The 23,570-nt window shown below is 37.4% G+C and carries 27 protein-coding genes; 14 read left to right on the top strand and 13 right to left on the bottom strand.

Going from position 1 to position 23,570, the window contains the following annotated elements:
* Nucleotides 1-24 precede the first annotated feature (24 nt).
* A complete protein-coding gene (locus A3GQ_RS0100850) occupies nt 25-471 on the top strand; it encodes a DUF1885 family protein (protein WP_051271064.1) in 447 nt (148 codons plus the stop codon).
* A 515-nt stretch (nt 472-986) separates the two neighbouring features.
* Here the strand turns inward: A3GQ_RS0100850 and A3GQ_RS0100840 are convergent.
* The 3 genes from A3GQ_RS0100840 to A3GQ_RS0100830 form a co-directional block, all read right to left on the bottom strand.
* Nucleotides 987-1,187 (bottom strand): hypothetical protein, encoded by a 201-nt coding sequence (locus A3GQ_RS0100840; RefSeq protein WP_028775448.1) that lies wholly within the window; start codon nt 1,185-1,187, stop codon nt 987-989.
* 159 nt (nt 1,188-1,346) lie between these two features.
* Nucleotides 1,347-2,378 carry a sensor histidine kinase gene (locus A3GQ_RS0100835; RefSeq protein ID WP_028775447.1) on the bottom strand — a complete coding sequence of 344 codons (1,032 nt, stop codon included), beginning with the start codon at nt 2,376-2,378 and terminating at the stop codon, nt 1,347-1,349.
* Nucleotides 2,375-3,046, bottom strand: a complete 672-nt coding sequence (locus tag A3GQ_RS0100830) for a response regulator transcription factor (protein WP_028775446.1) — start codon at nt 3,044-3,046, stop codon at nt 2,375-2,377. The genes A3GQ_RS0100835 and A3GQ_RS0100830 overlap by 4 nt, the downstream gene beginning before the upstream one ends.
* 144 nt (nt 3,047-3,190) lie before the next feature.
* On the opposite strand from A3GQ_RS0100830, the gene A3GQ_RS0100820 reads away from it, so the two are divergent.
* From A3GQ_RS0100820 to A3GQ_RS0100810, 3 genes are read left to right on the top strand one after another with little or no spacing between them, the layout of a single operon-like run.
* On the top strand, nt 3,191-3,916 hold the full coding sequence (locus A3GQ_RS0100820) for a hypothetical protein (RefSeq protein ID WP_028775445.1): 726 nt from the start codon (nt 3,191-3,193) through the stop codon (nt 3,914-3,916).
* Nucleotides 3,917-3,940: 24 nt separating this feature from the next.
* A complete protein-coding gene (locus A3GQ_RS0100815) occupies nt 3,941-4,708 on the top strand; it encodes an ABC transporter ATP-binding protein (RefSeq protein ID WP_028775444.1) in 768 nt (255 codons plus the stop codon).
* Nucleotides 4,695-6,596 (top strand): FtsX-like permease family protein, encoded by a 1,902-nt coding sequence (locus A3GQ_RS0100810; RefSeq protein ID WP_028775443.1) that lies wholly within the window; start codon nt 4,695-4,697, stop codon nt 6,594-6,596. Before A3GQ_RS0100815 ends, A3GQ_RS0100810 begins: the two co-directional genes overlap by 14 nt.
* A gap of 118 nt (nt 6,597-6,714) precedes the next feature.
* Here A3GQ_RS0100810 and A3GQ_RS0100805 read toward each other — a convergent pair whose 3' ends face one another.
* Nucleotides 6,715-8,169: a DEAD/DEAH box helicase gene (locus A3GQ_RS0100805; protein WP_028775442.1), complete on the bottom strand. Its 1,455-nt coding sequence runs from the start codon at nt 8,167-8,169 to the stop codon at nt 6,715-6,717.
* Between the two features lie 474 nt (nt 8,170-8,643).
* Between A3GQ_RS0100805 and A3GQ_RS0100800 the strand changes: the two genes are divergently transcribed.
* Entirely contained in the window at nt 8,644-9,783 is a 1,140-nt protein-coding gene (locus A3GQ_RS0100800) for a YdcF family protein (RefSeq protein WP_028775441.1), read from the top strand.
* Between the two features lie 176 nt (nt 9,784-9,959).
* On the opposite strand, the gene A3GQ_RS22925 is transcribed toward A3GQ_RS0100800, so the two are convergent.
* Entirely contained in the window at nt 9,960-10,379 is a 420-nt protein-coding gene (locus A3GQ_RS22925) for a DUF6678 family protein (RefSeq protein WP_051271062.1), read from the bottom strand.
* 73 nt (nt 10,380-10,452) lie between these two features.
* Entirely contained in the window at nt 10,453-10,770 is a 318-nt protein-coding gene (locus A3GQ_RS0100790) for a hypothetical protein (RefSeq protein WP_028775440.1), read from the bottom strand.
* A 233-nt stretch (nt 10,771-11,003) separates the two neighbouring features.
* On the opposite strand from A3GQ_RS0100790, the gene A3GQ_RS0100785 reads away from it, so the two are divergent.
* Nucleotides 11,004-11,657 carry a hypothetical protein gene (locus A3GQ_RS0100785; RefSeq protein WP_028775439.1) on the top strand — a complete coding sequence of 218 codons (654 nt, stop codon included), beginning with the start codon at nt 11,004-11,006 and terminating at the stop codon, nt 11,655-11,657.
* A gap of 610 nt (nt 11,658-12,267) precedes the next feature.
* On the opposite strand, the gene A3GQ_RS0100775 is transcribed toward A3GQ_RS0100785, so the two are convergent.
* Nucleotides 12,268-12,936, bottom strand: coding sequence for an SMODS-associated NUDIX domain-containing protein (locus A3GQ_RS0100775; RefSeq protein ID WP_028775438.1), 669 nt, complete (start codon nt 12,934-12,936; stop codon nt 12,268-12,270).
* Between the two features lie 234 nt (nt 12,937-13,170).
* Here A3GQ_RS0100775 and A3GQ_RS0100770 point away from each other — a divergent pair, with 234 nt between their 5' ends.
* The 4 genes from A3GQ_RS0100770 to A3GQ_RS0100760 all read left to right on the top strand — a co-directional run bounded on the left by A3GQ_RS0100770 (nt 13,171) and on the right by A3GQ_RS0100760 (nt 15,358).
* Nucleotides 13,171-13,380, top strand: a complete 210-nt coding sequence (locus A3GQ_RS0100770; RefSeq protein WP_028775437.1) for a hypothetical protein — start codon at nt 13,171-13,173, stop codon at nt 13,378-13,380.
* Between the two features lie 60 nt (nt 13,381-13,440).
* On the top strand, nt 13,441-13,848 hold the full coding sequence (locus A3GQ_RS0100765; RefSeq protein ID WP_028775436.1) for a class I SAM-dependent methyltransferase: 408 nt from the start codon (nt 13,441-13,443) through the stop codon (nt 13,846-13,848).
* A 43-nt stretch (nt 13,849-13,891) separates the two neighbouring features.
* The gene (locus tag A3GQ_RS26540) at nt 13,892-14,146 is read left to right on the top strand and encodes a hypothetical protein (RefSeq protein WP_169818221.1); all 255 of its coding nucleotides are present in this window, start codon (nt 13,892-13,894) and stop codon (nt 14,144-14,146) included.
* A 270-nt stretch (nt 14,147-14,416) separates the two neighbouring features.
* Nucleotides 14,417-15,358, top strand: coding sequence for an AEC family transporter (locus A3GQ_RS0100760; RefSeq protein ID WP_028775435.1), 942 nt, complete (start codon nt 14,417-14,419; stop codon nt 15,356-15,358).
* Between the two features lie 62 nt (nt 15,359-15,420).
* Here A3GQ_RS0100760 and A3GQ_RS25455 read toward each other — a convergent pair whose 3' ends face one another.
* Nucleotides 15,421-16,431 (bottom strand): M23 family metallopeptidase, encoded by a 1,011-nt coding sequence (locus A3GQ_RS25455; RefSeq protein ID WP_051271060.1) that lies wholly within the window; start codon nt 16,429-16,431, stop codon nt 15,421-15,423.
* 330 nt (nt 16,432-16,761) lie between these two features.
* On the opposite strand from A3GQ_RS25455, the gene A3GQ_RS25450 reads away from it, so the two are divergent.
* Complete coding sequence (locus A3GQ_RS25450) at nt 16,762-17,781, top strand: C40 family peptidase (RefSeq protein WP_051271058.1); 1,020 nt, start codon at nt 16,762-16,764, stop codon at nt 17,779-17,781.
* An 82-nt stretch (nt 17,782-17,863) separates the two neighbouring features.
* On the opposite strand, the gene A3GQ_RS0100745 is transcribed toward A3GQ_RS25450, so the two are convergent.
* Nucleotides 17,864-18,406, bottom strand: a complete 543-nt coding sequence (locus A3GQ_RS0100745; protein WP_028775434.1) for a hypothetical protein — start codon at nt 18,404-18,406, stop codon at nt 17,864-17,866.
* 234 nt (nt 18,407-18,640) lie between these two features.
* On the opposite strand from A3GQ_RS0100745, the gene A3GQ_RS0100740 reads away from it, so the two are divergent.
* Nucleotides 18,641-20,077, top strand: a complete 1,437-nt coding sequence (locus A3GQ_RS0100740; protein ID WP_028775433.1) for an NAD(P)/FAD-dependent oxidoreductase — start codon at nt 18,641-18,643, stop codon at nt 20,075-20,077.
* Between the two features lie 52 nt (nt 20,078-20,129).
* Here A3GQ_RS0100740 and A3GQ_RS0100735 read toward each other — a convergent pair whose 3' ends face one another.
* The 3 genes from A3GQ_RS0100735 to A3GQ_RS0100725 form a co-directional block, all read right to left on the bottom strand.
* A complete protein-coding gene (locus A3GQ_RS0100735; protein WP_028775432.1) occupies nt 20,130-20,882 on the bottom strand; it encodes an SDR family NAD(P)-dependent oxidoreductase in 753 nt (250 codons plus the stop codon).
* Between the two features lie 22 nt (nt 20,883-20,904).
* Nucleotides 20,905-21,324: a MarR family transcriptional regulator gene (locus A3GQ_RS0100730; RefSeq protein ID WP_028775431.1), complete on the bottom strand. Its 420-nt coding sequence runs from the start codon at nt 21,322-21,324 to the stop codon at nt 20,905-20,907.
* A gap of 200 nt (nt 21,325-21,524) precedes the next feature.
* Nucleotides 21,525-22,070, bottom strand: coding sequence for a hypothetical protein (locus A3GQ_RS0100725; RefSeq protein WP_028775430.1), 546 nt, complete (start codon nt 22,068-22,070; stop codon nt 21,525-21,527).
* 87 nt (nt 22,071-22,157) lie between these two features.
* Between A3GQ_RS0100725 and A3GQ_RS0100720 the strand changes: the two genes are divergently transcribed.
* Nucleotides 22,158-22,760 carry a TetR/AcrR family transcriptional regulator gene (locus A3GQ_RS0100720; RefSeq protein WP_028775429.1) on the top strand — a complete coding sequence of 201 codons (603 nt, stop codon included), beginning with the start codon at nt 22,158-22,160 and terminating at the stop codon, nt 22,758-22,760.
* A gap of 154 nt (nt 22,761-22,914) precedes the next feature.
* Nucleotides 22,915-23,175, top strand: coding sequence for a hypothetical protein (locus A3GQ_RS0100715; RefSeq protein WP_028775428.1), 261 nt, complete (start codon nt 22,915-22,917; stop codon nt 23,173-23,175).
* Nucleotides 23,176-23,244: 69 nt separating this feature from the next.
* Here the strand turns inward: A3GQ_RS0100715 and A3GQ_RS0100710 are convergent, their stop codons facing one another.
* The gene (locus A3GQ_RS0100710) at nt 23,245-23,493 is read right to left on the bottom strand and encodes a hypothetical protein (protein ID WP_028775427.1); all 249 of its coding nucleotides are present in this window, start codon (nt 23,491-23,493) and stop codon (nt 23,245-23,247) included.
* Nucleotides 23,494-23,570: the final 77 nt, after the last annotated feature.

The following is a 23,570-nucleotide window of genomic DNA, read 5'->3' as shown; positions in this document are numbered from 1 at the left end:
AAGCCAGAAAGTGGTACAATTCAGATGAGTGAAACAACATCTATTTTTAAAAAAACTTCTGCGGAAGGATGGTTTGTCCCTTTGAAAAAAAGCGCTTACATTCGACGTAAAGATATGATTGAATTAGCCAATGTGAAAGATACGCTGGAATATTACCGTGAAATGACTAGAAATACCGGAAAACAACTAGCATGGGATTATGAAGCTGCTGCATTTCCTTATACGATGGAAGAAAAAGAAGAAAACGGCATCCCCTACATACTCTTGACCGGGAGAGATCCTCATCAAAATAATCATATGGTAATTGGTGTTGGCAGACAGAAAGAAAACGAAAAATTTTATGTACAAATTGTTTTGCCTGAGGACGCAACACATCATGATGTGGCTAAAGGAAATGAGTATGCCAAGTTTATTGCGAAACATCTAAAAGGGGAATTGGAGTTATTTAATGGAAGAATCATGGCATTTTGACTATAAAAAAGCGGTTATTTGTAACAATAACCGCTTTTTCTATGTAAGTAACATCATTTTCTATTTAAACATCCTATCTGGGGCCTGCATCTATCCTAGTAAAAGCGAAGATGCAGGCCTTTGGGTATCTCAGATGATGACATCGATACTCCTACCTACTCTGACGGCTGCCTGGGGTGGAGTACCGCTCCCTTGAGTTCACCCCTGTTCATCGCTGCATAGGGATTCTTTCCCCTGTACTGCTTGTTGCAGGATGGGTGGTGATGGTCGGATCGACACTCACACTTCTCAGCAGGGATTTCGGCGTTTTCGTTGTGCTCAGCGCCCAACGGAATTCCTTCCTAGCAGGTACGCCCATTTCTATGGACAGACTAAATATACCATGAAAATCCATTAAAATACAGCGTTTATTTCGCAAAATTCACTCTTTATAATCCTCGATCTTCTCTTTCTTCTATTAAACCAAATATGGAGCAATTATCTTTAGAAAATAAGATAACCGCTCCATAAATTGCTCATCTCTGACCGCAACAAGTACAGTGGAAAAATACTTCCTTGTCAGTATCAAGTGTTGCTTTGATCCAAAACAGGAAAAAAGCAACGCTTTCCTCTACATAGACATACTCCTTACCGTCTTCGGTAATCGTAAATAGGCCATCTGGATCTTCCCGAAAACAAATCGGCTTATTTTCCACTGTCATGGCAAATGTATGCATCGTATGCTCTCTTCTCTATGTACAAGCGATCCCAGTATAACGTTAACCATAAGTTAAGGAAATAACTCCAATGGACTACTTTTTTACCTTCCTATATCATCAAAAAGTTTCAAAAAGAATTTACAACCACTGATATCGTTCGTTCAACCGAAAATACCATTAGATCTCAAGATCACGATAGGTGTGATACTTTGGAAAATGAAGGATAGCCTTTGTATATCTCCCTTCTTTAGACTCGATTGTTATATCATGATTTAATTTTCGTGTCATTTGTTTCGCCAAGTATAGTCCCATACCCGTAGATTTTGCTTGATTTCTTAGTACAGAACTTGTAAACCCCTTTTCAAATACTCGATCTAGGTCTTCTTGTTTAATTCCTACTCCAGTATCTTCTATAATTACTCTCTTTTCTTTGTCATCTTCTTCGAAATAACAATATATCTGCCCATTATCCATTGTATATTTTAATGCATTTACCATAATTTGATCCACCACATAAGAAAGCCATTTACTATCGCTATGAACATAAATTTGTTTGTCATTCATTTCAAAATGAATTTTCTTACCTATGAACAGTTTTGCATATTTTTTTACGCTCTCTTTGATGACTTGATTCAAAAAAACTTCTGAAATGAAATAGTCTTTGGAAAATGAATCGATTCGAGAGTAGTACAATGCTTGTTGCACATAGTTTTCCATTTTTTGAATTTCATCTTCTAACTTGTCTACCATATAGTCTACTGACTTTCCTGTACTATTTTCCATTAACAGATAACTCGCAGCGATAGGTAATTTTACTTCGTGTATCCATGAAACGATGAAATCTTGATGATCAAGTTTCTCTTCGTGAAGTTTTTGAAGCTGTTTGGTATAAGAAACATGCACCTCTTCTATTTGATTCAGATAAAGCTTTTGAACATACCTTTTTGATTTAGGTAGGGAAAGGAAAATTTCATCTTTCTGGATATGTAAGCTATTTTTTAATTCCTGATAAAATTTATAGTGGTAAAAATATCCGATAATGATATAAATGCAAACGATAAAAAAACATACGATATTCGTATATAGCATATTTTGTCTAGCCAGATTTTGATCTTCATTCATAAACATGATGAGAGACACAAACAGCATGAGTACCATGTAAAAAATAATAAAGTAACGCTTATCTTTTATATATGCTAATAATGTCATGGAATCATATAACCTTGACCTTTCCTCGTTTTAATAAAACCCTCTTTGCCTATCTCCGCAAGTTTTTTACGTAGACGAGTTATGTTTACTGTTAGTGTATTATCATCGACAAAACTCTCATCTTTCCAGAGATCCCGCATAATTTTGCTGCGAGTTACAATTGTTCCTTTTTGTTGAAGCAACAGTTTGAGAATAATAAATTCCGTTTTAGTAAGCGTGGTACTCTGTTCTCCCACATGCAAGTCTCCATCTTTTAGATTGAGTACAACCCCATGATGTTCGAGTACATCCGGTTGCATATCGACATAAGAATAGACCCTTCGCAATATTGCATTTACTTTTGCCATCAATACATCCAAATGAAATGGTTTTTGAATAAAATCATCCCCTCCCATATTCATCGCCATAATCATATCCATTGGTTTATTTCGAGAAGAGATAAAGATAATCGGTACTTGGGATACCTCTCTTATTTTGTTACACCAGTAAAACCCATCAAATAAAGGCAAATTGATATCCAATAATACAAGCTGGGGATTTTCTTTGAGAAAAATTTGAAATATCCGGCTAAAATCTTCGATCTTAATGGTGCTTAACCCCCACTTTTCGATCGACTCTCCAATCATATCTCGGATGGTTCGTTCATCTTCTACGATTAGAATTTTCATTTGTCTCCTCCTGTTACAAACATCTGCCATGATCCAACATGACAACATTGTAAGGTTGGATCAACCATTTGTAAGGTTATTTCCTTACTAGCTATTTTACAATCAAAAGCATAAGAAACAGATACACAAAGGAGACAATCATCCATGAAAGAAATTACATCAACTGACAATATTCATTTTCCTGGACGTTGGGTAGGCAGTATTAGCCTCCTATTAGGTCCCTTGCTTATGCTTATAGGAGTGGCTCTCCGTTATCGATTTGATTTTTTCTTTCCCCATCAACTAGCTGCTTATCATGATCATCCTACTTTAATTGCAGCATCTTATAGTACATGTATTGCAGGAACGATCTTGATGTGGCCAGCTGTTCTCACGCTTGTTCAATTAATCAGCGGGCATAATCCTAAATTGGCTTTCTGGGGAGGCATATTGACGATCTTCGGGCTATTTGCTCGCACTTTTCATGCAGGTGTTGACCATCTTGCATTCCAATTGGTTCAAGTGCAAAATGTAGAACTAGCGACGAAAATAATAGATGAAACTTATGGAGCATTTCATATTTTCCGCACATTCAATCTCGCTATCATGCTTGGGTGGATTATTTTAGCGATTGGTGCTTATCGCTCTCGTACACTGAATCTTACCTTCTCTATCGCCTTAGGATTAATGTCTGGACTTCCTTTAGGAGTACTCAAAGGAACTAGCCCTTTTTCCTTCGTAGCAACCATTGGACTTTGTATTGCACTAGTTCCACTTGGATTCAAAGTATTACGAGATGGTCCTACTCCTTCTATTCGAACTATCTTCAGTTGGTCGATTGGAACGCTTGTATTAATCATTGGATTCTATCTTATTGGACAAGCTGGGTAAAAATATACGAATTGGGTGATAAATATGAGAACCATCTTACAAACCAAAAATCTAAAAAAAGTCTATCGTACAAAGGAAAGTATCTTTCAAGCATTGGATAACATCGAGCTTACTGTTCGCGAAGGTGAATTTGTTGGAATAATGGGTCCATCAGGATCAGGAAAAACAACACTGCTCCATCTATTTGCCACCATCGATGAACCAACTTCAGGAGAAATAGAGATTGCTGGTACCGATATTATGCAGCTTAATGAGGATCAACGATCTTCCTTCCGACGAAAACAACTTGGTTTCATTTTTCAAGATTATAACTTACTAGATACCCTAACCGTAAAGGAAAATATTTTGTTACCACTTGTATTAGAAAAAATGAAAGTAGCAGAAATGGAACAAAGTGTGAATGAAATCGCTAGTCGGTTTGGCATCCAATCTATTTTAGATAAATATCCTTATCAGATCTCTGGAGGACAAAAACAACGTACAGCCGCTTCACGGGCCATGATAGCAAGACCGAGCCTACTCCTTGCCGATGAACCGACAGGGGCGCTAGATTCAAAATCAGCAACCGATTTACTGGAGAGTTTAAAAAACGTAAATGAAACAGATAAAGTGACCATTCTCATGGTTACACATGATGCATTTGCTGCTAGTTATTGCAAACGAGTGATCTTTATCAAGGATGGTAAAACATTTACAGAACTAGTGAGAGGGAACCATTCTCGAAAGGACTTTTTCCAAAAAGTGATCAATGTATTACCGGTCTTAGGAGGAAATATCGATGACACTCTTTGATATCGTAAAAAAGAATATGAAGGGAAACATCCAAAACTATCTGCTCTATTTCCTCTCCTTGATTATTAGTGTCGTTATTTTTTATACATTTGTTTCCTTACAAGACACGACAGAGATACAAGAAAGAGCGGAATCTTTCGAGATTATTCACTCCATTATTATTCAAGCATCTATCATTCTTGTTTTGTTCGTTGGGATTTTCATATGGTACTCCAATTCGTTCTTTACCAAAAGACGAAAGAAAGAAGTTGGATTATACGCTCTACTTGGTATCCGAAAAAAAACAATAGGCAGGATGCTGTTTTACGAGAACTTGATCTTGGGATTTATCGCTTTATTGATCGGAATCCTACTAGGGGCTTTGTTTTCCAGATTATTTGCGATGATTCTATTAAAACTATTAGACTCTCCGATGGATGTAGGTTTTCATATTTCGGTTGATGCAATTGTTTATACAAGCATTGTCTTTGCATTGATTATTATCCTTACATCGATTCAAGCATATCGTTTGATTTATCAATTCAAATTAATCACGCTATTTCAAGCTGAAAAACAAGGAGAACAAGTCCCAAAACCTTCTTTACCATTGGCTATACTATCCATTATTATGCTATTAGGTAGTGCTTGGATTGTATATGAACCCCTCACAGATGAGGCAATGGCTAACCTTGGATTATTTTCTCTGTTTACAATTAATGGAACCTATCTCTTATTCCGTTCGGTCATCGTATACCTTTTAAAAATAATCCAAAATAAAAAAACCTATTACTATAAAGGGATCAATCTGATAGGTACTGCTCAAATCTTACATCGCATCAAAGGAAATACGCTTACCTTAACGATCATTAGTTTGTTGAGTGCCGCAGCGTTAACAGCATTTTACATGGGTTACAGCGAATACTACAACATAAAAAAGAATGCCATGAACCACTCACCTTTTAGTTATCTTCATATCTCTAAAAACAAAGCATCCGATCAACAGATAAAACAAATGATACAACAAGATAGACAGCATCCAACCTTATCTCAAGTGGATATTCCGGTTATTCAGGTGAATGGGAATATTTCCGGTCTAGGGTATATCCCATATGGTTATTCAGCAAATAAAACTCCTGTGAGAATACTTTCTAGCCATACGTACAACCAGATCACAAAGGCATTAAATAGAAAGGGAACCTTGCATTTAGCTGGAAATCAAGCAGCAATGATTCGACCGAACTCCGATCAAACCGACTCAGAGTATGTTGGACATAAGATAACTGTACAAGGAGATCAAACTCTTACCTTTGTGAGATTGTTTGAAGACAGAGTAATAAACTGGAGTGATCCTGATTTTTATATCATGGTCAGTGAAGAACGATTTAAGGAACTAGCAAAACTAACAAAACCATTTCTCTACAAAGCATATCGCGTAACAAATCAGGAAAACGCAAAAGTTACTTCCAATCAATTGTTACAACTAGCAGCAAAACAAAATATTACCATGTCTACATTCTATCTAGACTACCGAAAGAATTTAGAAGCTGCTGGGCTTGATCTCTTTTTGCTGGGATTTTTAGGGATCATATTCGTCGTGGCGACAGGAAGCATTATTTATTTTAAACAATTGATGGAAGCTCATCTGGATCAAGAGCGCTACCGGATGATAAGAAAGATAGGCGCTAGCAAGAAGGAAATTACTACCACCATTGCAAAACAAACCTTATTTGTCTACCTTCTACCCTTGGTGATTGGTATATTACACAGTACTCTGATCTTTACCATCATCTATCCAATGGGGGAAGTGTTCACTGTAACAATCCTAGTCTCTATCCTTGTTTATGGTGTTATCTATTTCTTGTACTATCTTTTGAGTGTTTATTCTTACAATAAAATAGTAAATACCTAACAGAAACAACCAACTGCCTGTACACCAAGGAGTCGGTTGTTATTTTAGTTAGTGACTTTTGTTCTGATCGATTTTCCTCGAAGGGAGACATATCATGATCCCCTAGTGTTGACCCTGATTAACGATGTTTCTTAATTGCCTCATGAACCTTCAATTGTTTGCCTTTAATGGTTGTATTCTTCATAGCATGGAGTACAAGTGAACCTTTCCCATTTAAAATATCCACATACGAAACGTTGTCCTGTATCGTAATAATCCCAATATCATCTGCTGTAACGCCTTCAATTTTCGCAATCGTACCAACAAAATCTACTGCTCTGATTTTCTTTTTCTTTCCACCATTAAAATACAACTTTAAAATTCCTTTATTTAATTGCTCACTCTTTTCTTTTTTGATGGTTGGTTGTACCTTCATTTTTTTATCAAAGGCAGCCTTTCTATTTGCTACTTCTTCTTTTGTAGGGATACTTCTTCTACTAATTTCAAACCCAATAAATCTCTCAATGTCTTCTAAAAACTTCTCTTCATAAGGTGTGACAAATGTAATTGCTTTTCCTGTTTTACCAGCCCGTCCTGTTCTTCCAATTCGGTGTACATAACTTTCTTTTTCCAATGGAATGTCATAGTTGACCACATGTGTAATGTTTTCAATATCAATCCCTCTAGCAGCTACGTCTGTTGCAACTAAATAGCGAAATTTCCCTCTTTTAAACTGATCCATTACATAAGACCGATCTGACTGTTCCATTCCTCCATGAATTTTGTTACAAGTATAGCCAAACTGATCTAACAGCTTATATAGATTGTCTACTTGTTCTTTCGTTCTACAGAAAACAATGCAACTATCTGGATTCTCGATAATCGTTGCATCTTTCAATAGGTTGAATTTATCTTTCTCCTTTACGATAAAAAGCGAATGATCAATTTGATGTGTTGTATTTTCTGTTGCTTGAACCTCAATATCAGTTGGATTTTCCATATATTTGTGACATAGATTTACTACATCCTCAGGTAATGTTGCCGAGAATAACATGGTCATTCTATCCATAGGGAGCTCATGAATAATTGCTTCCACTTGATCAATAAATCCCATTTTTAACATTTCATCCGCTTCATCAATCACTAGAAATCTCAACCGCTCTAAGTCAAGCGTCCCTCTATCCATATGATCCAATAAACGCCCAGGTGTACCAACCACAACATGCGTTTTTTGCTTTAACTCTGCTTTTTGTTTCGAAAAAGAATCTTTTCCATATACAGCAGTCGCTTTGATTCGTTTAAATCTACCAATATTGGTGATATCTTCTTTCACTTGGTCTGCGAGCTCTCTTGTTGGTGTTAATATTAACGCTTGAGGCTTATTTTCTTCCCAATCAACCATTTCACAAATGGGAATTCCAAATGCTGCCGTTTTTCCACTTCCTGTTTGTGCCTTCACGGCAATATCCTTTTTTTCCAATGCGATTGGTATCACTGCACTTTGAACGTCTGTAGGGTGCTTATAACCTAAGTTATCCAGTGCTCGGACAATTTCTTTACTTAATTTATAATCCATAAAGTTTTCTTTATTCATAGAGGAACTCCTTTTTTATAGAGAAACAATTTCCATTCATATCTTATTTAACTCCCATCATCCATAACCAATACTCATACAACACAACCTCATCTTCTTATAACCAGCTTACCTAAAAAGTCTCACTAATAAAATCTCCTACAAAATTATATTTATTAACTATTATTCTCCGCTGAAAGTTTCCAAGTTAACTTCGGGACTATCGACATCATTTACACAAAAAGATGAACTGTTTTTTTAAAATAATTCCGGGATTGCTATTATGTAAGAGTTTAGAAAAATAATTAAAATTTCACCAACAAGCAATGTCCGATAAAAAAGATTCTCTTTCTTAACCAATTGGTTGCTCATTTATTCTGCTAAGTATCATAAATCGCATTCTTTATAATAATAATTCTATACTTATATTTTACAGTGTTATATACTTGGCTTACCTTTCACCACATTATACATACAATGAAGGAGGGCATTTATATGACTAGCAATAACAAAAAGATTATCTATATCTTATCTGCACTTTTACTCATTGGAATCATTTTTACAGCATCTGTCCTTTCCACCTCAGCAACTTCTACCACAACTGACATCAATCTTACTCCTGGCCAAAATAATGAACCAACTTCCTATCGAATCGAAGATTGGAAAAAAATCGCAATGCACTACTACTGGCATGGTGGAGATATAAAGAAAGCGGAAGAAGAAATATTTAAAGGTGTTACATTAAAAGGAAACTATGATGTCGTAGCGCAAGCATTTAAAGAAGCTATCCACTTAGACCCATTCGATACGGACTTAAAAATTTCTCTTGCATCCACTCAAATCATTCAAAAGAAAATACCTGATGCCTTACATACCTATAAACAAATATTAAATCTCGATCCCAATCATTTTGATGCAAATCTATTATATGGAGTCTACTCCAAAATCAATGATGACGAAAAAACATATCAAAAATCGATTGCAAAACTGCGAACCCTTGATGCGACCAAAACCAATGTATACCTAAAAAAATTCCAAACCACCGAAGCAATAATGAAAGAAAAAATAAACACAATAGCTCCTTCAGGATTACCTCAGCAAAAACACGCTATTGTGATCCTCGGTTATGCTTTAGCAGAGGATGGCTCCATGCAGCCAACATTAATCGAACGCTTAAAAGTCGGACTCTCCTTAGCAAAAAAATATCCCAATTCTAAAATCGTTGTCTCTGGCGGTGTTCCAAAACAAGGTAAAACGGAAGCAAGTTCGATGAATGATTGGCTAATTTCTCAAGGAATCGATAAAGATAGAATTGTACAAGAAAACAAATCTACCGATACTGTGGAGAATGCCTTATTCTCGATAAGCAAAATAAATGAATTAGGAATCCAAGATGCCACGATCGTTACAAGTGCAAGCCATATTCGCCGAGCTCTAACTGTGTTTCGTGAAGCGAGTGATTTTTATGACAAACTAAATCAAACAAACAGCAAAAGAACATTTACAAATGTAGTCTATCTCGATTATCCAACAGTGGAAGAAGCACAGAAAGTAATAAAAGATGAAAAACTTGTAATTTACCGCGATCTCTTCCGTGTTTCTGGAATCTGGCAATATCCAAAGCTACAACGATAATAGCACCCAACTTCGTTATACCAAAAAGCAACCTGTTTTGATTGTAGACAGGTTGCTTTTTCTTTGTAAATGAAATAACGCTTCATAATCTATTCTATAAAATTATTTAACCCCTTTGGTACTTGAGTTACGATTGAATGATGCAAATACCTTCCGTCATTTAAATTCGGACTTAACTATTTTTCATTATGGAAAACTTCCATGTTATGCACATACCCATAAATGTAAATCGAATTGTGTTTTTCAACAAAAGGGATCTTTAGTTGATGTAACAAAACGATGAATTCATCCCTTATATCTATTATTTCAGACTTATCCTTCTCTCCTCTTTTGATATACCTAGGTCTAACACATATCCATTCAATCGCATAAAAAGGTTGTAAACCCTCTGACCAATCTCCCCAATACCATACATCTACATTGAAATTTTGGGGATACGGTGTATCTTCCAATACACCCTTTATTTGATATGGAGGAGGGAAAGGCAATCGGGATGCCACTGATTTTCGTAACATTTCCCATTTTGTATTGTTCATAACGGAAAACAATTGTTTTTCCACTATCACTGTTTGAACACTTCGCTTTACATCATCCATTTTGCCCTCCAAATCAATGTATGTTTGATAGAAAAGAAAAAAGACTCTATTCGAGTCATCTGTACGCTTACTATTAACTTATCTTACTCAACTTCTTTTCTAGTAAATATATTCGCCCTTTTAATGCGTCTATTTCTCTTCGAATGAAATCTTTATCGTTTACCATCTCATTGGTAATCTCAACAACATCTTCATACAAGATGTTCTTCACTTCTTGAAATCCATTGCATGTATCATCATGAAGCCTAGCAATACATTCTTCTACATGAATAAAACGGGAGTCTGAAGCTTGCTTCGCACTTTTGATTTCTTGTGTGATCCGATCCTCTAACTTGCCTAATTCTGATAGAAAGCTACTCTGAATTACTTCTAGTAGTTGCTCATTATCCAAAAAAAGCACCCCTATGTTTCATTGTTACTGCTTATTCTATATTTCCAGAAATTTTAATGCAAGGGTTTTTATACGCTTACACATATTTTAGAACGAATAAGCGTGTTTATGTAGTAATTGTAAAAAGCATTCTCTTCCATTGATTATAAATAAAACTAAAAGTATTATTTTATTATATAATTGAATTTTTTAACTATCTAAAATTAACTACACTTGTTAAAGGGCTGAAACACATGAACCTCCTTTCCAATGTCATTCATTTTTTTGTTGCACATCGGATTATTTTACTTTTTGTTCTTATCATTGGTAGTTTGATTATCGGATCGATATTGCCAAACAAAGATTCAGAATTGGGCATGTCATCCATACTTGTTCCAACTATTATTATCCTTCTCAGTGTGGTGAATGTTATTTGGGGAACTGACTTTAACAATGCATTCCTTAACGCATATGGCATAACGGGAAATGGCGTGATAACCAAATCGGAACTAACCATTAGCGATGATACTCGTTATTATGTATTGATGCGTACACAAAAAAACGAAACAATACAAACCACTTTTACCGATATGAACTTTAACATCCACCCTAAACCCGAAGATGGTTATCTCTATCCATATAAAGGAGAAAAATTTACTATTAAATACATTCCCGGTGCTGAGGATAACTTTATTATCTTAGCAAATGATCACTCTCCTTATAGCAAAAGATTAGCTTGTAGTGGTTATCAAGAAAAAATCGACAACGCAAAAACAGAGCATGATTTTGAATCTTCGAATGCTACTTTTACAAAAAACTATGCAGATGCTCTTCGAACTTATATCACGAATCAATGTCCTGCTTCTGATAGTTATCAAGAAGACTTAAATAAATTGCTTAAAAAATAAGAAAGACCAAAACAAACGATAGCATCCAATTTTGATAGTTTTGATTTTACTATCTATCCAACGCCCAAAAACAAATCGACAACGCAAAAGCAAAATATGGCTTTGAACCTTCGAATGCATCTTATACAAAAAAATATGCATCAGTTCTCCGCGTTTATATCACCAAGCAATGCCCCTCTTCTGCTAGATGGAAAGAGGAGTTGAACAAACTTTCTAAAAAATAATCACTGAAGACTAATATAAAGAAATGTAACCATATACAATCTCTGGCCCCTACACCTCTGGTACAGTTTAATAAGTTGAATGATAGGAAAGGATGAACTAAAGATAAAGGTAAAGCATGATGTGAATGTCGTCATGCTTATTTTGTTTTTTAAAATGGACTGTACCTTTAAATCAATATTATTAAAATCACAGATCAATATTTTATATTCTTGATTATAAAAAAGACACCACATAGTTAAAAGATGATGTCTTTTGATCTATAGAAAAAATATATTAGCGATTCCGGATAGTAAGTGTAGTGAAGGAAACTAAAATCACTATCCGGGGGTTGAATCTCCTTTGTTGCTTTGTAGAAACTCAACCAATTGATCCTGCCAGAGCAGCTTCAGCACTCCATGATGTCGAGCTTGGGACGGAGGATGGTCTTACACACGTCGGCGATCTTCACACCATCCACCGTAACACCAGCTTCGATCTCTCCTTCAGTGACGAAATAAACCCATCCCTGATTGGATGCTGCCAGTTTGTCCATCGCTTCCTTGCTGAGCTTGACGGTGAACATCTCCGCCAGACGCAGCGTATCGATGGAATTGGTCTCGCTATAACGAGTGCTCTGCCCTCGCTGCACTCCGTACCCGCTGAATTCGAGCGTCATCCCAACCAGATCGTCCATCGTGAGAACCTCCGTCTCCTCGACGAGTTCCTCTTCGATCTCACGAGCCGGCGAGAGTTCACGATCGATACGCTTGGAAAACCATTCCTTCAGGCGACCACAAAAAATCTTGGGCAGCTGAAAACGAAGGTCATCACCCTTCTCGAAGCCCTCCGCACCAATGTTGCGGAGAAACTCCCGACCCTTTGGGGAAACAGCGATTAGACCCCCGATCGGGGTCAGAATACGCTTTCCGTGACGGTTGAGCTGGTTTTTGTTGATCAGCAGGCAGTATCGACCATCCTCATCCAGAAGGATGATGAACCCAGCACAACTGATACGAATCTTACGTGCAAAACGCCGTACCAGAAAGAGCATTGCGGTCCTGATGAAATGCAGCATTACTTGTTTTCTCCTGCGACTAGAGGATCAGATATGTAAATTATAGTATAAAACAAACATACTCACTAGTTATAAATTTTCAAAATCAAATGATTGATCTGAGTTCGTTTCTAGTTGAATTATTCCCCTTCCAAAATAAAAGAATTAAACTTTTCAAAAATCAATTATTATATAATATTTGAATATAATACCTATCGTAATTTATAGAAAAGCAAATCATAGGGAGGGGCTTATATGCAAGAAACAAAAGAAAAGATCAGCGAAAAGATGTTTACATATGGCATCGGCTGTCATGCGATCTTAGCCATTCATTCCGTGGGTCTGCTCAACCAGTTGAAAAAAAGAGCAGTATCCGAAATAGAAATCTATGAAAATGAACGCTATCCCCATCCGATGGCTGTGATCGGAGCTTTACAAGCTTTGGAGTATGCCAATATAGTCTAGAAAGAAAATAAACAATACTTCCTAACAGAAGAAGGAACAGAAGTTGCAGAGCAAATAGATATGTATATCCACTGGTTTCAAGCCTACGGAAAACTAATGGCCCATAGTGTAGAAATTGTAAACAATCAATACTTTCCAGAAGCTGGGATTGATTATGATTTAAGTCAAATTGCATATTCCGCATCACTTATTAAACGAAGACTTATTACGCCTGTATTGAAAAATATAATCTCCCAGTTAGAACCTCAAGGTGTTCTCTGCGATATGGGTTGTAGTTCAGGAGAAGTATTAATATCTTTATGTGAAGCATTCCATCTAGATGGATTAGGATTTGAAAAAAATCAAAGAATGATCGAACTCGCAAACAAAAATATTCAAATGAACACGGACGCAAATATATACGCACATTTTGCGGATTACACACAAATCAAAGGCGAATACCCAGAAGTAGATATCTTTAATCTGTGATTTCTTTGCTCATCATATCACAGATGACGAAACGTGCTTAGCCATGCTACGTTCCTTTCGATCTAAATTCCCAAATAGTCGATATATACTCTTTATGGATAACTTTACACCTGATGATAAATCCTTGTCGCATAGCTTATTTGCTCCAGCATTTGATTATGTACACCGACTTCAAAACATAGAAACTCGAAGCCTTTCCTCTCTAGAACGAATTTTGCATCAAACAGGTTTTCCGATGGTGAAAAGAATGGATTTGGAAATATCCAACGGCTATTTATGGGTGATGAAAATGAATTAATCCCAAACCAATTATTTCGTTATTCGAAATCACACGCCCCTGCAAAGAACTAGATTTGCAAGGGGCGTGTATTTATGTGCGCAGATTTCACTCAAGCAAAAATCATCTGTTCTCTTTTCATATAAACAATAAAAGAAGTAACAATCAACTCTTGATTAGTCTATTTTTTTAAAATAGAATTATAAAGTTGGTAAAAGCAAGTTTTCCTATAGACATAATTTCATTCTCTATTTTCTATATTTTTATGCATCCCAAGCAGGAGGATATTTCATGAACTTCGTCGTAATGATCCAATCTGTCCTAATGATGGCAAGTATGCTTGGCATTGGGGCTTTGTTAACGAAAAAAGTCAATTTTAATGAAGATACTCGAACTTTACTCACTACGCTGATTGTATCGGTAGCGGTACCTTGCGTGATTGTTGGAAGTTTTTTCCAACTCCCTCATGAAGAGGGATTATACGGTCATCTGCTCATCGTTTTCGCATTCTCTTTAGGTACGTATGCTATTTCGCTTTTTTTGACTTGGTGGTTGGGTCGTCTACTCGGAATGAGTAAATTTCAATCTAGTCAAATGGCTGTCATCTCTGCTCAAGGCAATACAGGTTTTATCGGTTTGCCTTTGTGCTTGATTTTATTTGGAAGCAAAGGGGTTATCCTCGCTGCCGTGTTTGACACTGGGGTAGGAATATCACTGTGGACCATGAGCGTAATGGTGATTAATCATCGATATTCGATCACATTGCGTTCCCTTAAACCGATGATTAATATCCCACTTATCGCTTTTTTTGTAGGGTTACTTCTTTCTATTTTTCAATTTGATGCTCCAGAGACACTTTTGCAATTCTTGCTGAAATTAGGGGCACTCGCTTCTCCACTGGCACTCATTTATATTGGATTCTTTTTACCTAAGCTATTTCGGTCAAACAAACAAACGAATTTTAAGCCGCTTATTATTGGGATAAGTATCAAACTCCTTGTCGTACCACTCATCACCATTGGTATTTTATCCAGTTTGCCACTAGATAAACTCACAAAGCAAGTGATCTTATTGATGTCTACCATGCCTACAGGCTCTATGGTTCCCATCTTATTTGCACATTTAAAAGCGGATGAAGAATTTGGTGCACAGGCCACTGTTTTTGCTACTATTACTTCACTGTTAACTATCCCACTTATGTATGGTCTAGGTAGTTGGATCTTGTCTATTTAAACAAATATAAAACCCTCTAATTCAACATTAGGAGGGTTTCTTTCTTTTATTGGAATTAAATGTTAGAAACGATTGAACACCGATTCTAAAATCATACGGCGTTCGGCTACCGTGTAATTACCCCATAGCCAATTGCCATATATCAAAATATCCAAATGCAAATGAAGACCTTTGTTGTTGTGCAAGGCACCGTCACTCGTTCCTGTATTCCCAACAAAGCCAACAATATCACCTGCTTTTACATGAGTACCTGCTTTTATACTCTTTGGTATTTTGCTCAAATGACAATATCTTGCCATCACCCCATTTTCAAATTGTATCCAAACTGTTTTTCCACGCAGTTTATCTAATATGTAGTCAGGTGTCTGTCCGCTGTTTTTACTGCCTATTGCTAACCAATGGTTTCTTTCTTTTGTGCTCATCTCATGGTAGTTTTGATCGGAACGAACGACTAAACCGGAACCCATGGATAATACAGCAGTTTTCGTATTAATGACTTTTCCCGTTCCATATGTATACCAATCCAATCCTTCATGAACTCCATTTCGATAAGCTCGAACTGCCCCAGGCAACGAAGAATCAATGGAACTTACATGTGATCCAGGTATAGGAGATCGCAAAAAAGATAGGTGGTTTGCTAGTTGCTTTGCCGAATAGGAAGTTACCACCTGCTCCATTGTTGGCTGTTTTTTACTTGATGACTGTACTTTTTTAAACACTGTCTCTGGTAAATAACATGTTTTATTTAAAAACAACGCTGGGGTATCGATCGATTCATAGTATCCATTATGCAAAAATACCGTGTTGTTCCGTTCGAATACAAATCGATCGTCATTTTTTTCGATGCTACAAGTCTCTTGTTTCCAATTTACTGACCCTTTTACTAGCCCCATTTGTTTTAAGTCATTCAAATCATAGTAAACTCTTTTGCCAAGCTGTTTTTTAGGTATTCCTCCATCTTCTCTTCCTACAGTAGGACTAGGTTGGACAACAGGAGGAGAAAAAACAGATTTCATCGGAAGAGATAAACAATAAAGGACAATAACAACACATAAGAAGGATATAACTTTCATTCTATATTCCCCTTATTTTCAGATATTTTAGCCAAATACATTTCTAAGAACATGAAAAGCAAGAAGTGGGCAACACTTGGCTACCCACTTTTTTATATTTTGTCGAAACGCTAATCCATATACATACAATCTATATATGCATAAAAAGAGATGATTTATGAATTGTCAGTTTTGCGAAACGTTTTCCCAATCGATCGTCATTTTTTTGAACACATGGTATACTCGTGTTACTTCTTATTTTCCGCAATATCAGGTATTCATCTATTCTATTTATTCTGGATTCGAAAAGAATGAGAAGATAAAAAAATATCCCCAAATAAGGAGTTTGACATGCTGAAACGTTCATCCAAAAGAAAAGCGTACTTTTTCTTTAGTACGGTAGTAGCACTTACGTTAACCGTTAACCCTTTTTTGGCCGAAAGCAGCTATGCTGCACCTACCACTAGCACTCAAGCAAAATTAGAACAGTCTCTAGAAGACTATACTGCTGCAAAAAAAGAGTACGAAGCAGTACAAAAACAAATTTCTTCCTCGGATAAGCGCTTAAACGAATCTTTTCAACAACTTACCAAGCTCCAAGATGAGCAGGAGAAAACCAAGAAACGATTGGACAGTGTACTCGTCCGCCTCTACACTTCAGGACACAACAATATGGGAGTACAAATACTTGGATCTCGTTCCTTCTCTGAATTCATTGGTCGATTAGAAGGAATACGGTTGTTGATGGAAAGCGATTACCAAATTTACCAAAAGTTCAAGCTGCAAAAAGTGGAGATCGAAAAAAATCACGACTCCATTAAAAAAGAAGCAGACGACTCCAGAAAGTTGTTAGTTGACGCTGAAAAGCAAATGAATAAGCTGCAATCCCAGTATCAATCGCTACAAAAAGTATTAAAAGAGGAACAAACAAAAAAAATAGCGAAAACCATCGTCAAAGAATCAAAGGTAACCGTAAGTGATCCTAAAAAAGTAGTATCCAATCAGTCTTGGATCAATAGAGCTCGAGCTATGATCGGAAAAGTGCAATACAAATTTGGCGGTACAAGCTACCCTTACTTTGATTGCTCAGGATGGGTACAATATGTATTCCGTGAATTTAGAGGGATTAACTTACCAAGAACATCAGGAGCTCAATCCAAAGTGGGTATACCCGTATCCAAAAGCAATCTCCAACCTGGTGACCTTATTTTCCTTGAAGGAACGTATAAGGCTGGTGTCTCCCATGTAGGGATTTATCTCGGTAATGGCTTATATATTTCCAATTCCAATGAGAAGAGCGACTTACGGATCGATTCCTTAAATAAAACGTACACCAAAACCCATTACTGGGGAGCAAAACGTGTAAACTAAATAGGTATAAAAACAGGTGCCCCTTCTGTTGAGTGATCTCAACGGAAGGGGCATGTTCACGCCTCAGCGCGAACGCCTGCGATCAACCCTGAACGAAGTGCATCAGGGGGTGGTCGAGGTCGCCCTCGAGCCTCGTGCCGAGGTACATCAGCGGCACAGCCTTATTCCAGAACATCTCACGACAGAACTTTGCCGCAGTTGCCTTGTCCTGGGTGATCTTGATGTGGTAGCCCGCGGCCTCATCCAGTGCTTGGTCCCTCACCTTGACACGTCCACCGAAGACGATCGCATAGTAGGACCCATCCTTGGTGGATCGCGTCACGTTTACGACTGCAGCTCCTTCGCAGGAGATGTACTCGTCAGTGTAGACACCGTGCGCCTCGTACTGACCCCGCTTCGGCCAGATCATGCGACGGATCCGGCCGATTTTGGTCATACGACCGATCATGCGGAACTTTCCGTTTTTCTTGGAGCTGAGAACGAAGTTCCCGCCGCTCCAGCGACAGCGACCGTCGGAGCCCTCATTCCGATCGAGGGTGTACCGATCCTGATACTTGTGAAGCACGTCCTTCAGCTTCTCCAGGTACTCGGTGTAGGACTTCATCTGTGCTTCCGAAAACCCCATGATTGCTCCTTCCGGGGATCGAACAGGTTTAAAGTTACTATATCACACAAATGTTAAATTTACTGAAAATAAATAACTGTCACTTATCTATTTCAACTCCCTTTTTCCTACATTTCTTGTTACTATAGTGGTGAGTTTTCTCCCCTTTCGTTTGGTAAATATTTTTATTGCTATTTACGAGCAAATCATGTATCTTATATAAGGTTTGCCTACTAAATAAGAGGGGGATTTGCTATGAGTAATCAATTCGACGTTATTGTCGTAGGAGCAGGACCCGCTGGTATCTTTACTTGTTATGAACTTAGCTTAAAAATGCCTCATGCCAAGATTGTACTAATTGATAAAGGACATGACATTTACAAACGAAACTGCCCTATTCTCGAACATAAAATTCAAAAGTGCCCACCTGCAACGCAAAAGAAAGAGTTTGCTGGATGCTTGCCAGCATGTTCGATCACCAATGGATTTGGTGGTGCAGGTGCTTATTCGGACGGAAAATTTAATATCACCAGTGAATTTGGGGGCTGGATGACAGATTTTCTCCCCAATGATCAAGTAGTGGACTTGATCCGCTATGTAGACCGTATCAATTTGGAACATGGTGCAACAGATTCCATTACAGACCCGCTTACAGAAGAAGTTCGGGAAATTGAACGCAAAGGTGCTGCCGTTGGTCTCAAATTGTTACGAGCCCAAGTCAGACACCTTGGAACGGAACAAAATCTATCGATTCTCGCTAATATCTTTCGTTATTTAGAAAACAAAATCGAAATGAAATTTAAAACCGAAGTAGCCGATATCGTAACCGAACGAACAGATGGAAAGCATGCCATCACTGGCGTGGAATTAAAAGATGGTACGATTGTAAGCGCAGATAAAGTAGTCATCGTACCGGGCCGTGATGGTTCCAAATGGTTGTCCAATCTGATGAAAAAACGTCGTTTACAAATGTATTCCAACCAAGTGGACATCGGAGTACGCGTGGAAACTTCGGATATTGTGATGGGTGAGATCAACAAACATTTGTATGAAGGTAAATTTATATATAATACTTCGATTGGCACAAGGGTCCGCACCTTTTGCAGCAATCCTTCTGGGCATGTCGTCGTAGAGAATCACTCCGGAATTATGTTGGCCAATGGTCATTCTTATAAAGATCCTAACCTTGGAAGTGCCAATACTAACTTTGCTCTGCTTGTTTCCCATCAATTCACCGAGCCTTTCAACCAGCCAACCGAATATGCACATGAAATCTCACGACTGGCGAATCAGCTATCCAATGGAGGACTTATCGTTCAGAAATATGGCGATATTCAGAAAGGTCGTCGTTCTACTGAGAAACGGATCAAAGAAGGATTTATTGAGCCTACCTTAAAAGAAGCAGTACCAGGTGATCTTGGATATGTGCTGCCAGCTCACACGCTCAATAGTTTGAAAGAAATGATGGAAGCTCTTGATCACGTAACTCCCGGTATCGCCTCTGAACATACGCTATTCTACGGAGTCGAGGCAAAATTTTATTCCGCTCGTCCAAAGTTGAATGATCGTTTTGAATCCGAGATTGCTGGACTCTATCTTGGAGGAGACGGAGCAGGGATTACACGTGGACTAGCACAAGCTGGTGCATGTGGGGTTTGGATCGCAAGAGATATTACGGAAAAAAGCAAATAAGAATAGAAAAAAGCAGGAACAAAAATGGTCCCTGCTTTTTTTGTTTTCACTTTTATTTTGCGTAGTACCCTCCATCAATAGGAAGTTCTACACCTGTAATATAGGAGGACTCATCAGACGCTAGGAATAATACACCTTTTGCGATATCTTCTGTTTTCCCTAGACGTGGTAATGGTACTTGTGATAAAAACCATTCTCTCATCTGATCATTGGCCATCAAATCAGCCGTCATTGGTGTTTCAATGTATCCAGGATGGATCGAATTACAGCGAATATGATGTTGGGCAAAATCAACCGCAGTCGCTTTCGTGAGAAGGCGAACTGCACCTTTGCTAGCTGTATAAGCCCCTGAGCCGCTACCACCAGTTAATCCTGCTATCGAAGAAATATTAACAATCGCACCTCCGCCGTTTTCGATCATATGAGGTATGACATGTTTTTGGCCCAAAAAGACACCAGTCAAATTTATGCTCATCACTTTATCCCAAATTTCAACCGTTTGTTCTAGCATAGGCACTGCATTGGATATACCTGCATTGTTGACAAGTATGTCAATTTTCCCATAAGCTTGTATCGCTTCTGCTACGATTTTTTTCCATTCTTCTTCTGAAGACACATCATGATGAAATCCAAGCGCTTCTCCGCCAGCTTCCTTTATTTCGTCAACTACTTCTTCTACTTTATCCAGTTGAATATCTGTAATAACGACTTTGGCACCTTCCTTGGCAAATAGAAGAGCATCTGCTTTTCCCATTCCACCACCAGCACCTGTAATGATCGCTACTTTATCTGTTAATTTTCCCATGGTTATATCTCCTTTGCCCTATTTAGTCGTTGATTTGATAATTTACATGAAATTTTTCATATACCCGAATCAACATATCCAGTTCTTCGTCGGATAAATCTGTGATCAACTGATTCGTTACCTCCATAAACTTGGAATCGCTTTCATTTAACTTTTCCATACCCTTTTCCGTGATCTGAAGCATCACCATTCGTCGATTATGTGCTGGAATGGTTCGATCTACATATCGTTTTTTTGCTAGTTTGTTTACTAGATTGGTAACAGCAGACAAAGAAATATCTAGTTTTTTTGCTATTTCCGAACAGTTTTTATCGCCTTCTGTACCAAGTAATTTCAAAATATATAACTGTGAAGCCGAAAGATCATTCATCTTGGCGTATCCTACTACTAGTTTGCCAATGTAATCAGATATGAGGGAAGACAACTGACTTTGTTTATCCATCTTTTGTCTCCATCACCTCCATGTATATTAAAAAGTACACACTCCTAAATACTTAACACCTTTAAACAATTTAATTTTAAAATTTATTTCAGCTTGCGTCAATCCATTATCATCTACATTTTTTTCCATTAATGAAGCAGCAAATAGGAGCGAATCTTCTAAGATCCGCTCCTATTATGCCCTTATATACTTTCAAAAACTTATCCTTTGGCATCTTCTTTTATCTCTTTTGGCCAAAGGGTATAGCTAAAACTCACCAGAAAATCAATGCCTAAAATAATAGACCATAGTTGAATGGTATAAGAAAAATGAGCGGTTTTGCTCTCATCACCTACCAACCAAATCATCGCTGCTAATAAACCGCTTCCGATCAACCATGCGAGAAAGTGCATAAACCAGCCACGACGTTCATTTCTAGCACGAACTTTTCCATATTTCGGTGCTTTTTGAGGTTTGGGTCCTTTGTTATATCGATATGCAAAACGTTTATCTGCCCAATCAATCATCGATTTACCAAAAACAATGGAAACGCCAATATAAATAGCAGCTAAACCATGAAAAATATTAGCAGTAGCTCCATTCTTTAAATCCATGACAGTAAATAGCAGGATAACCAAATCAATTATCGGGGTGCACCATAATAAAAATTTCCCGAGTCCTTTCTTCTGAAAAACATAACGGCAAACCAAACCACCTACTACAAATACCCAAAACATGATTTCACCAGCTAAAATAATCCAAAGCATAAACCCACCGCTCCTTTTATAATACATTTGTACTATAAAGATTTAATACAACTGTATCATATTGTGACGATATGGTATACTGCTTTTATGCCTAAAATAGTAAATCATGAGTTGCGCCGTAAAAAAGTAGCAGAGGCTGCTTGGCGTGTGATCCAAAAAGATGGTCTAGAAAAAGCGTCTGTCCGAAACATTGCGCAAGAAGCCAGTATGTCTCTGGGAGCCATGAGACATTATTTTAAAACTCAATCTGAACTATTTCTATTTTGCATGCAGATGGTTATTGACCGTGCATCTTCTCGTATTCAATCCTTAACTTTGCCTGATGACACAGAAGAAGCTGTTCAACTCATTATTGAACAGGTATTGCCTCTTGATGATGATCGTCGGGCAGAAAGTGAAGTCTGGTTAGCTTTTATCAGTAAATCCTTTGTCGATCCTGACTTACACCGATTGAGACAAGAAAGCCATGAGTTGTTACACCAAATGTTTCGTAATCTGATCGACGCTTTAGTCAAGCAAGGAATCGCTTGTCCAGATGTAGATCCTGAATTGGAAACGTTGCATTTGCATGCTTTAGTGGATGGGTTTGCTGTTCATGGTGTAACCCAACAAAAAAAAATACCTGCAAAGGATATCAAAAAAGTGATCCAACACCATATAAAAAGTTTAATCCCTATCAAAGGAAGCTAGGAATTGTTCATCCTAGCTTTTTTGCGGAGTAGCGGATTCTTTTGTTTCACTTGAATAAGAGACCGATAATTATTTTAATATTTTATAAAATAAGGTATACCTTTCGTGTTATCCTTTCAAAGGTAAACTTGATTAAAAGTAAAGGATTTTGGTAATGGAAGAAATGGTTAATAAACTAGTGGAATCGGAATATTTCCCATATGTGTTTGGTTTCTTATTTCTAATCGGAGCCAGAATACAATTGCGAAAATCTTGGGTTTTGGGATTCATCGCAAGTTCTCTCCTCAAAATGGCTTTGCTACTTGGTGGTTTTCTGAATTACTTATTGGAAGATTATATGGTAGGTATTATCATGCATGGATTATTCATCGTTGATTGGGTTGTATTTAAAGACTGGAAACCTATCTTTTCGTAAATGAGAATAACAAAAATAGAAAGTCCTTTCATATATAGGACTTTCTTATCGTTGTCTATCCATTTGTAGTTAAAAAAAGATTAAAAATGGGATAAAGAATATAAACGCGATAAAGATTGGAAACAGTGGAAAAAACCATTGTGTCTTAGCTTTTCCCTTCCTTTTTTTTGCTTGTACAGGAATGAATACAATACCTTTACTGTGTAACTCTTTAATTACACCATAAATGACCTGCCCATTTTTCAATACTAGTTTCATTGGTGAACCAATATGTTTACCACCAAGCTGATGATGAGGGAGATATTGCAAGGAACTCATACTATCCCTCCTATCCAACAGATTTACTATTATTCTATGTCCATTTGCTAGAAAGGGAACCACGTATAAGCCTATCT

This window comes from Shimazuella kribbensis DSM 45090, assembly GCF_000428065.1.
In the GTDB taxonomy this organism is placed as follows: Bacteria; Bacillota; Bacilli; order Thermoactinomycetales; family Thermoactinomycetaceae; genus Shimazuella; species Shimazuella kribbensis.
Note: the sequence above shows the minus strand (reverse complement) of the source record. Positions and strands in the feature narration are given on the sequence as shown.

Coding starts and splice junctions, on each gene's coding strand:
- A3GQ_RS0100850 (WP_051271064.1), top strand. CDS start 25: ATGAGTGAAACAACATCTATTTTTAAAAAAACTTCTGCGGAAGGATGG.
- A3GQ_RS0100840 (WP_028775448.1), bottom strand. CDS start 1,187: ATGCATACATTTGCCATGACAGTGGAAAATAAGCCGATTTGTTTTCGG.
- A3GQ_RS0100835 (WP_028775447.1), bottom strand. CDS start 2,378: ATGACATTATTAGCATATATAAAAGATAAGCGTTACTTTATTATTTTT.
- A3GQ_RS0100830 (WP_028775446.1), bottom strand. CDS start 3,046: ATGAAAATTCTAATCGTAGAAGATGAACGAACCATCCGAGATATGATT.
- A3GQ_RS0100820 (WP_028775445.1), top strand. CDS start 3,191: ATGAAAGAAATTACATCAACTGACAATATTCATTTTCCTGGACGTTGG.
- A3GQ_RS0100815 (WP_028775444.1), top strand. CDS start 3,941: ATGAGAACCATCTTACAAACCAAAAATCTAAAAAAAGTCTATCGTACA.
- A3GQ_RS0100810 (WP_028775443.1), top strand. CDS start 4,695: ATGACACTCTTTGATATCGTAAAAAAGAATATGAAGGGAAACATCCAA.
- A3GQ_RS0100805 (WP_028775442.1), bottom strand. CDS start 8,169: ATGAATAAAGAAAACTTTATGGATTATAAATTAAGTAAAGAAATTGTC.
- A3GQ_RS0100800 (WP_028775441.1), top strand. CDS start 8,644: ATGACTAGCAATAACAAAAAGATTATCTATATCTTATCTGCACTTTTA.
- A3GQ_RS22925 (WP_051271062.1), bottom strand. CDS start 10,379: ATGGATGATGTAAAGCGAAGTGTTCAAACAGTGATAGTGGAAAAACAA.
- A3GQ_RS0100785 (WP_028775439.1), top strand. CDS start 11,004: ATGAACCTCCTTTCCAATGTCATTCATTTTTTTGTTGCACATCGGATT.
- A3GQ_RS0100775 (WP_028775438.1), bottom strand. CDS start 12,936: ATGCTGCATTTCATCAGGACCGCAATGCTCTTTCTGGTACGGCGTTTT.
- A3GQ_RS0100770 (WP_028775437.1), top strand. CDS start 13,171: ATGCAAGAAACAAAAGAAAAGATCAGCGAAAAGATGTTTACATATGGC.
- A3GQ_RS0100765 (WP_028775436.1), top strand. CDS start 13,441: ATGTATATCCACTGGTTTCAAGCCTACGGAAAACTAATGGCCCATAGT.
- A3GQ_RS26540 (WP_169818221.1), top strand. CDS start 13,892: ATGCTACGTTCCTTTCGATCTAAATTCCCAAATAGTCGATATATACTC.
- A3GQ_RS0100760 (WP_028775435.1), top strand. CDS start 14,417: ATGAACTTCGTCGTAATGATCCAATCTGTCCTAATGATGGCAAGTATG.
- A3GQ_RS25455 (WP_051271060.1), bottom strand. CDS start 16,431: ATGAAAGTTATATCCTTCTTATGTGTTGTTATTGTCCTTTATTGTTTA.
- A3GQ_RS25450 (WP_051271058.1), top strand. CDS start 16,762: ATGCTGAAACGTTCATCCAAAAGAAAAGCGTACTTTTTCTTTAGTACG.
- A3GQ_RS0100745 (WP_028775434.1), bottom strand. CDS start 18,406: ATGGGGTTTTCGGAAGCACAGATGAAGTCCTACACCGAGTACCTGGAG.
- A3GQ_RS0100740 (WP_028775433.1), top strand. CDS start 18,641: ATGAGTAATCAATTCGACGTTATTGTCGTAGGAGCAGGACCCGCTGGT.
- A3GQ_RS0100735 (WP_028775432.1), bottom strand. CDS start 20,882: ATGGGAAAATTAACAGATAAAGTAGCGATCATTACAGGTGCTGGTGGT.
- A3GQ_RS0100730 (WP_028775431.1), bottom strand. CDS start 21,324: ATGGATAAACAAAGTCAGTTGTCTTCCCTCATATCTGATTACATTGGC.
- A3GQ_RS0100725 (WP_028775430.1), bottom strand. CDS start 22,070: ATGCTTTGGATTATTTTAGCTGGTGAAATCATGTTTTGGGTATTTGTA.
- A3GQ_RS0100720 (WP_028775429.1), top strand. CDS start 22,158: ATGCCTAAAATAGTAAATCATGAGTTGCGCCGTAAAAAAGTAGCAGAG.
- A3GQ_RS0100715 (WP_028775428.1), top strand. CDS start 22,915: ATGGAAGAAATGGTTAATAAACTAGTGGAATCGGAATATTTCCCATAT.
- A3GQ_RS0100710 (WP_028775427.1), bottom strand. CDS start 23,493: ATGAGTTCCTTGCAATATCTCCCTCATCATCAGCTTGGTGGTAAACAT.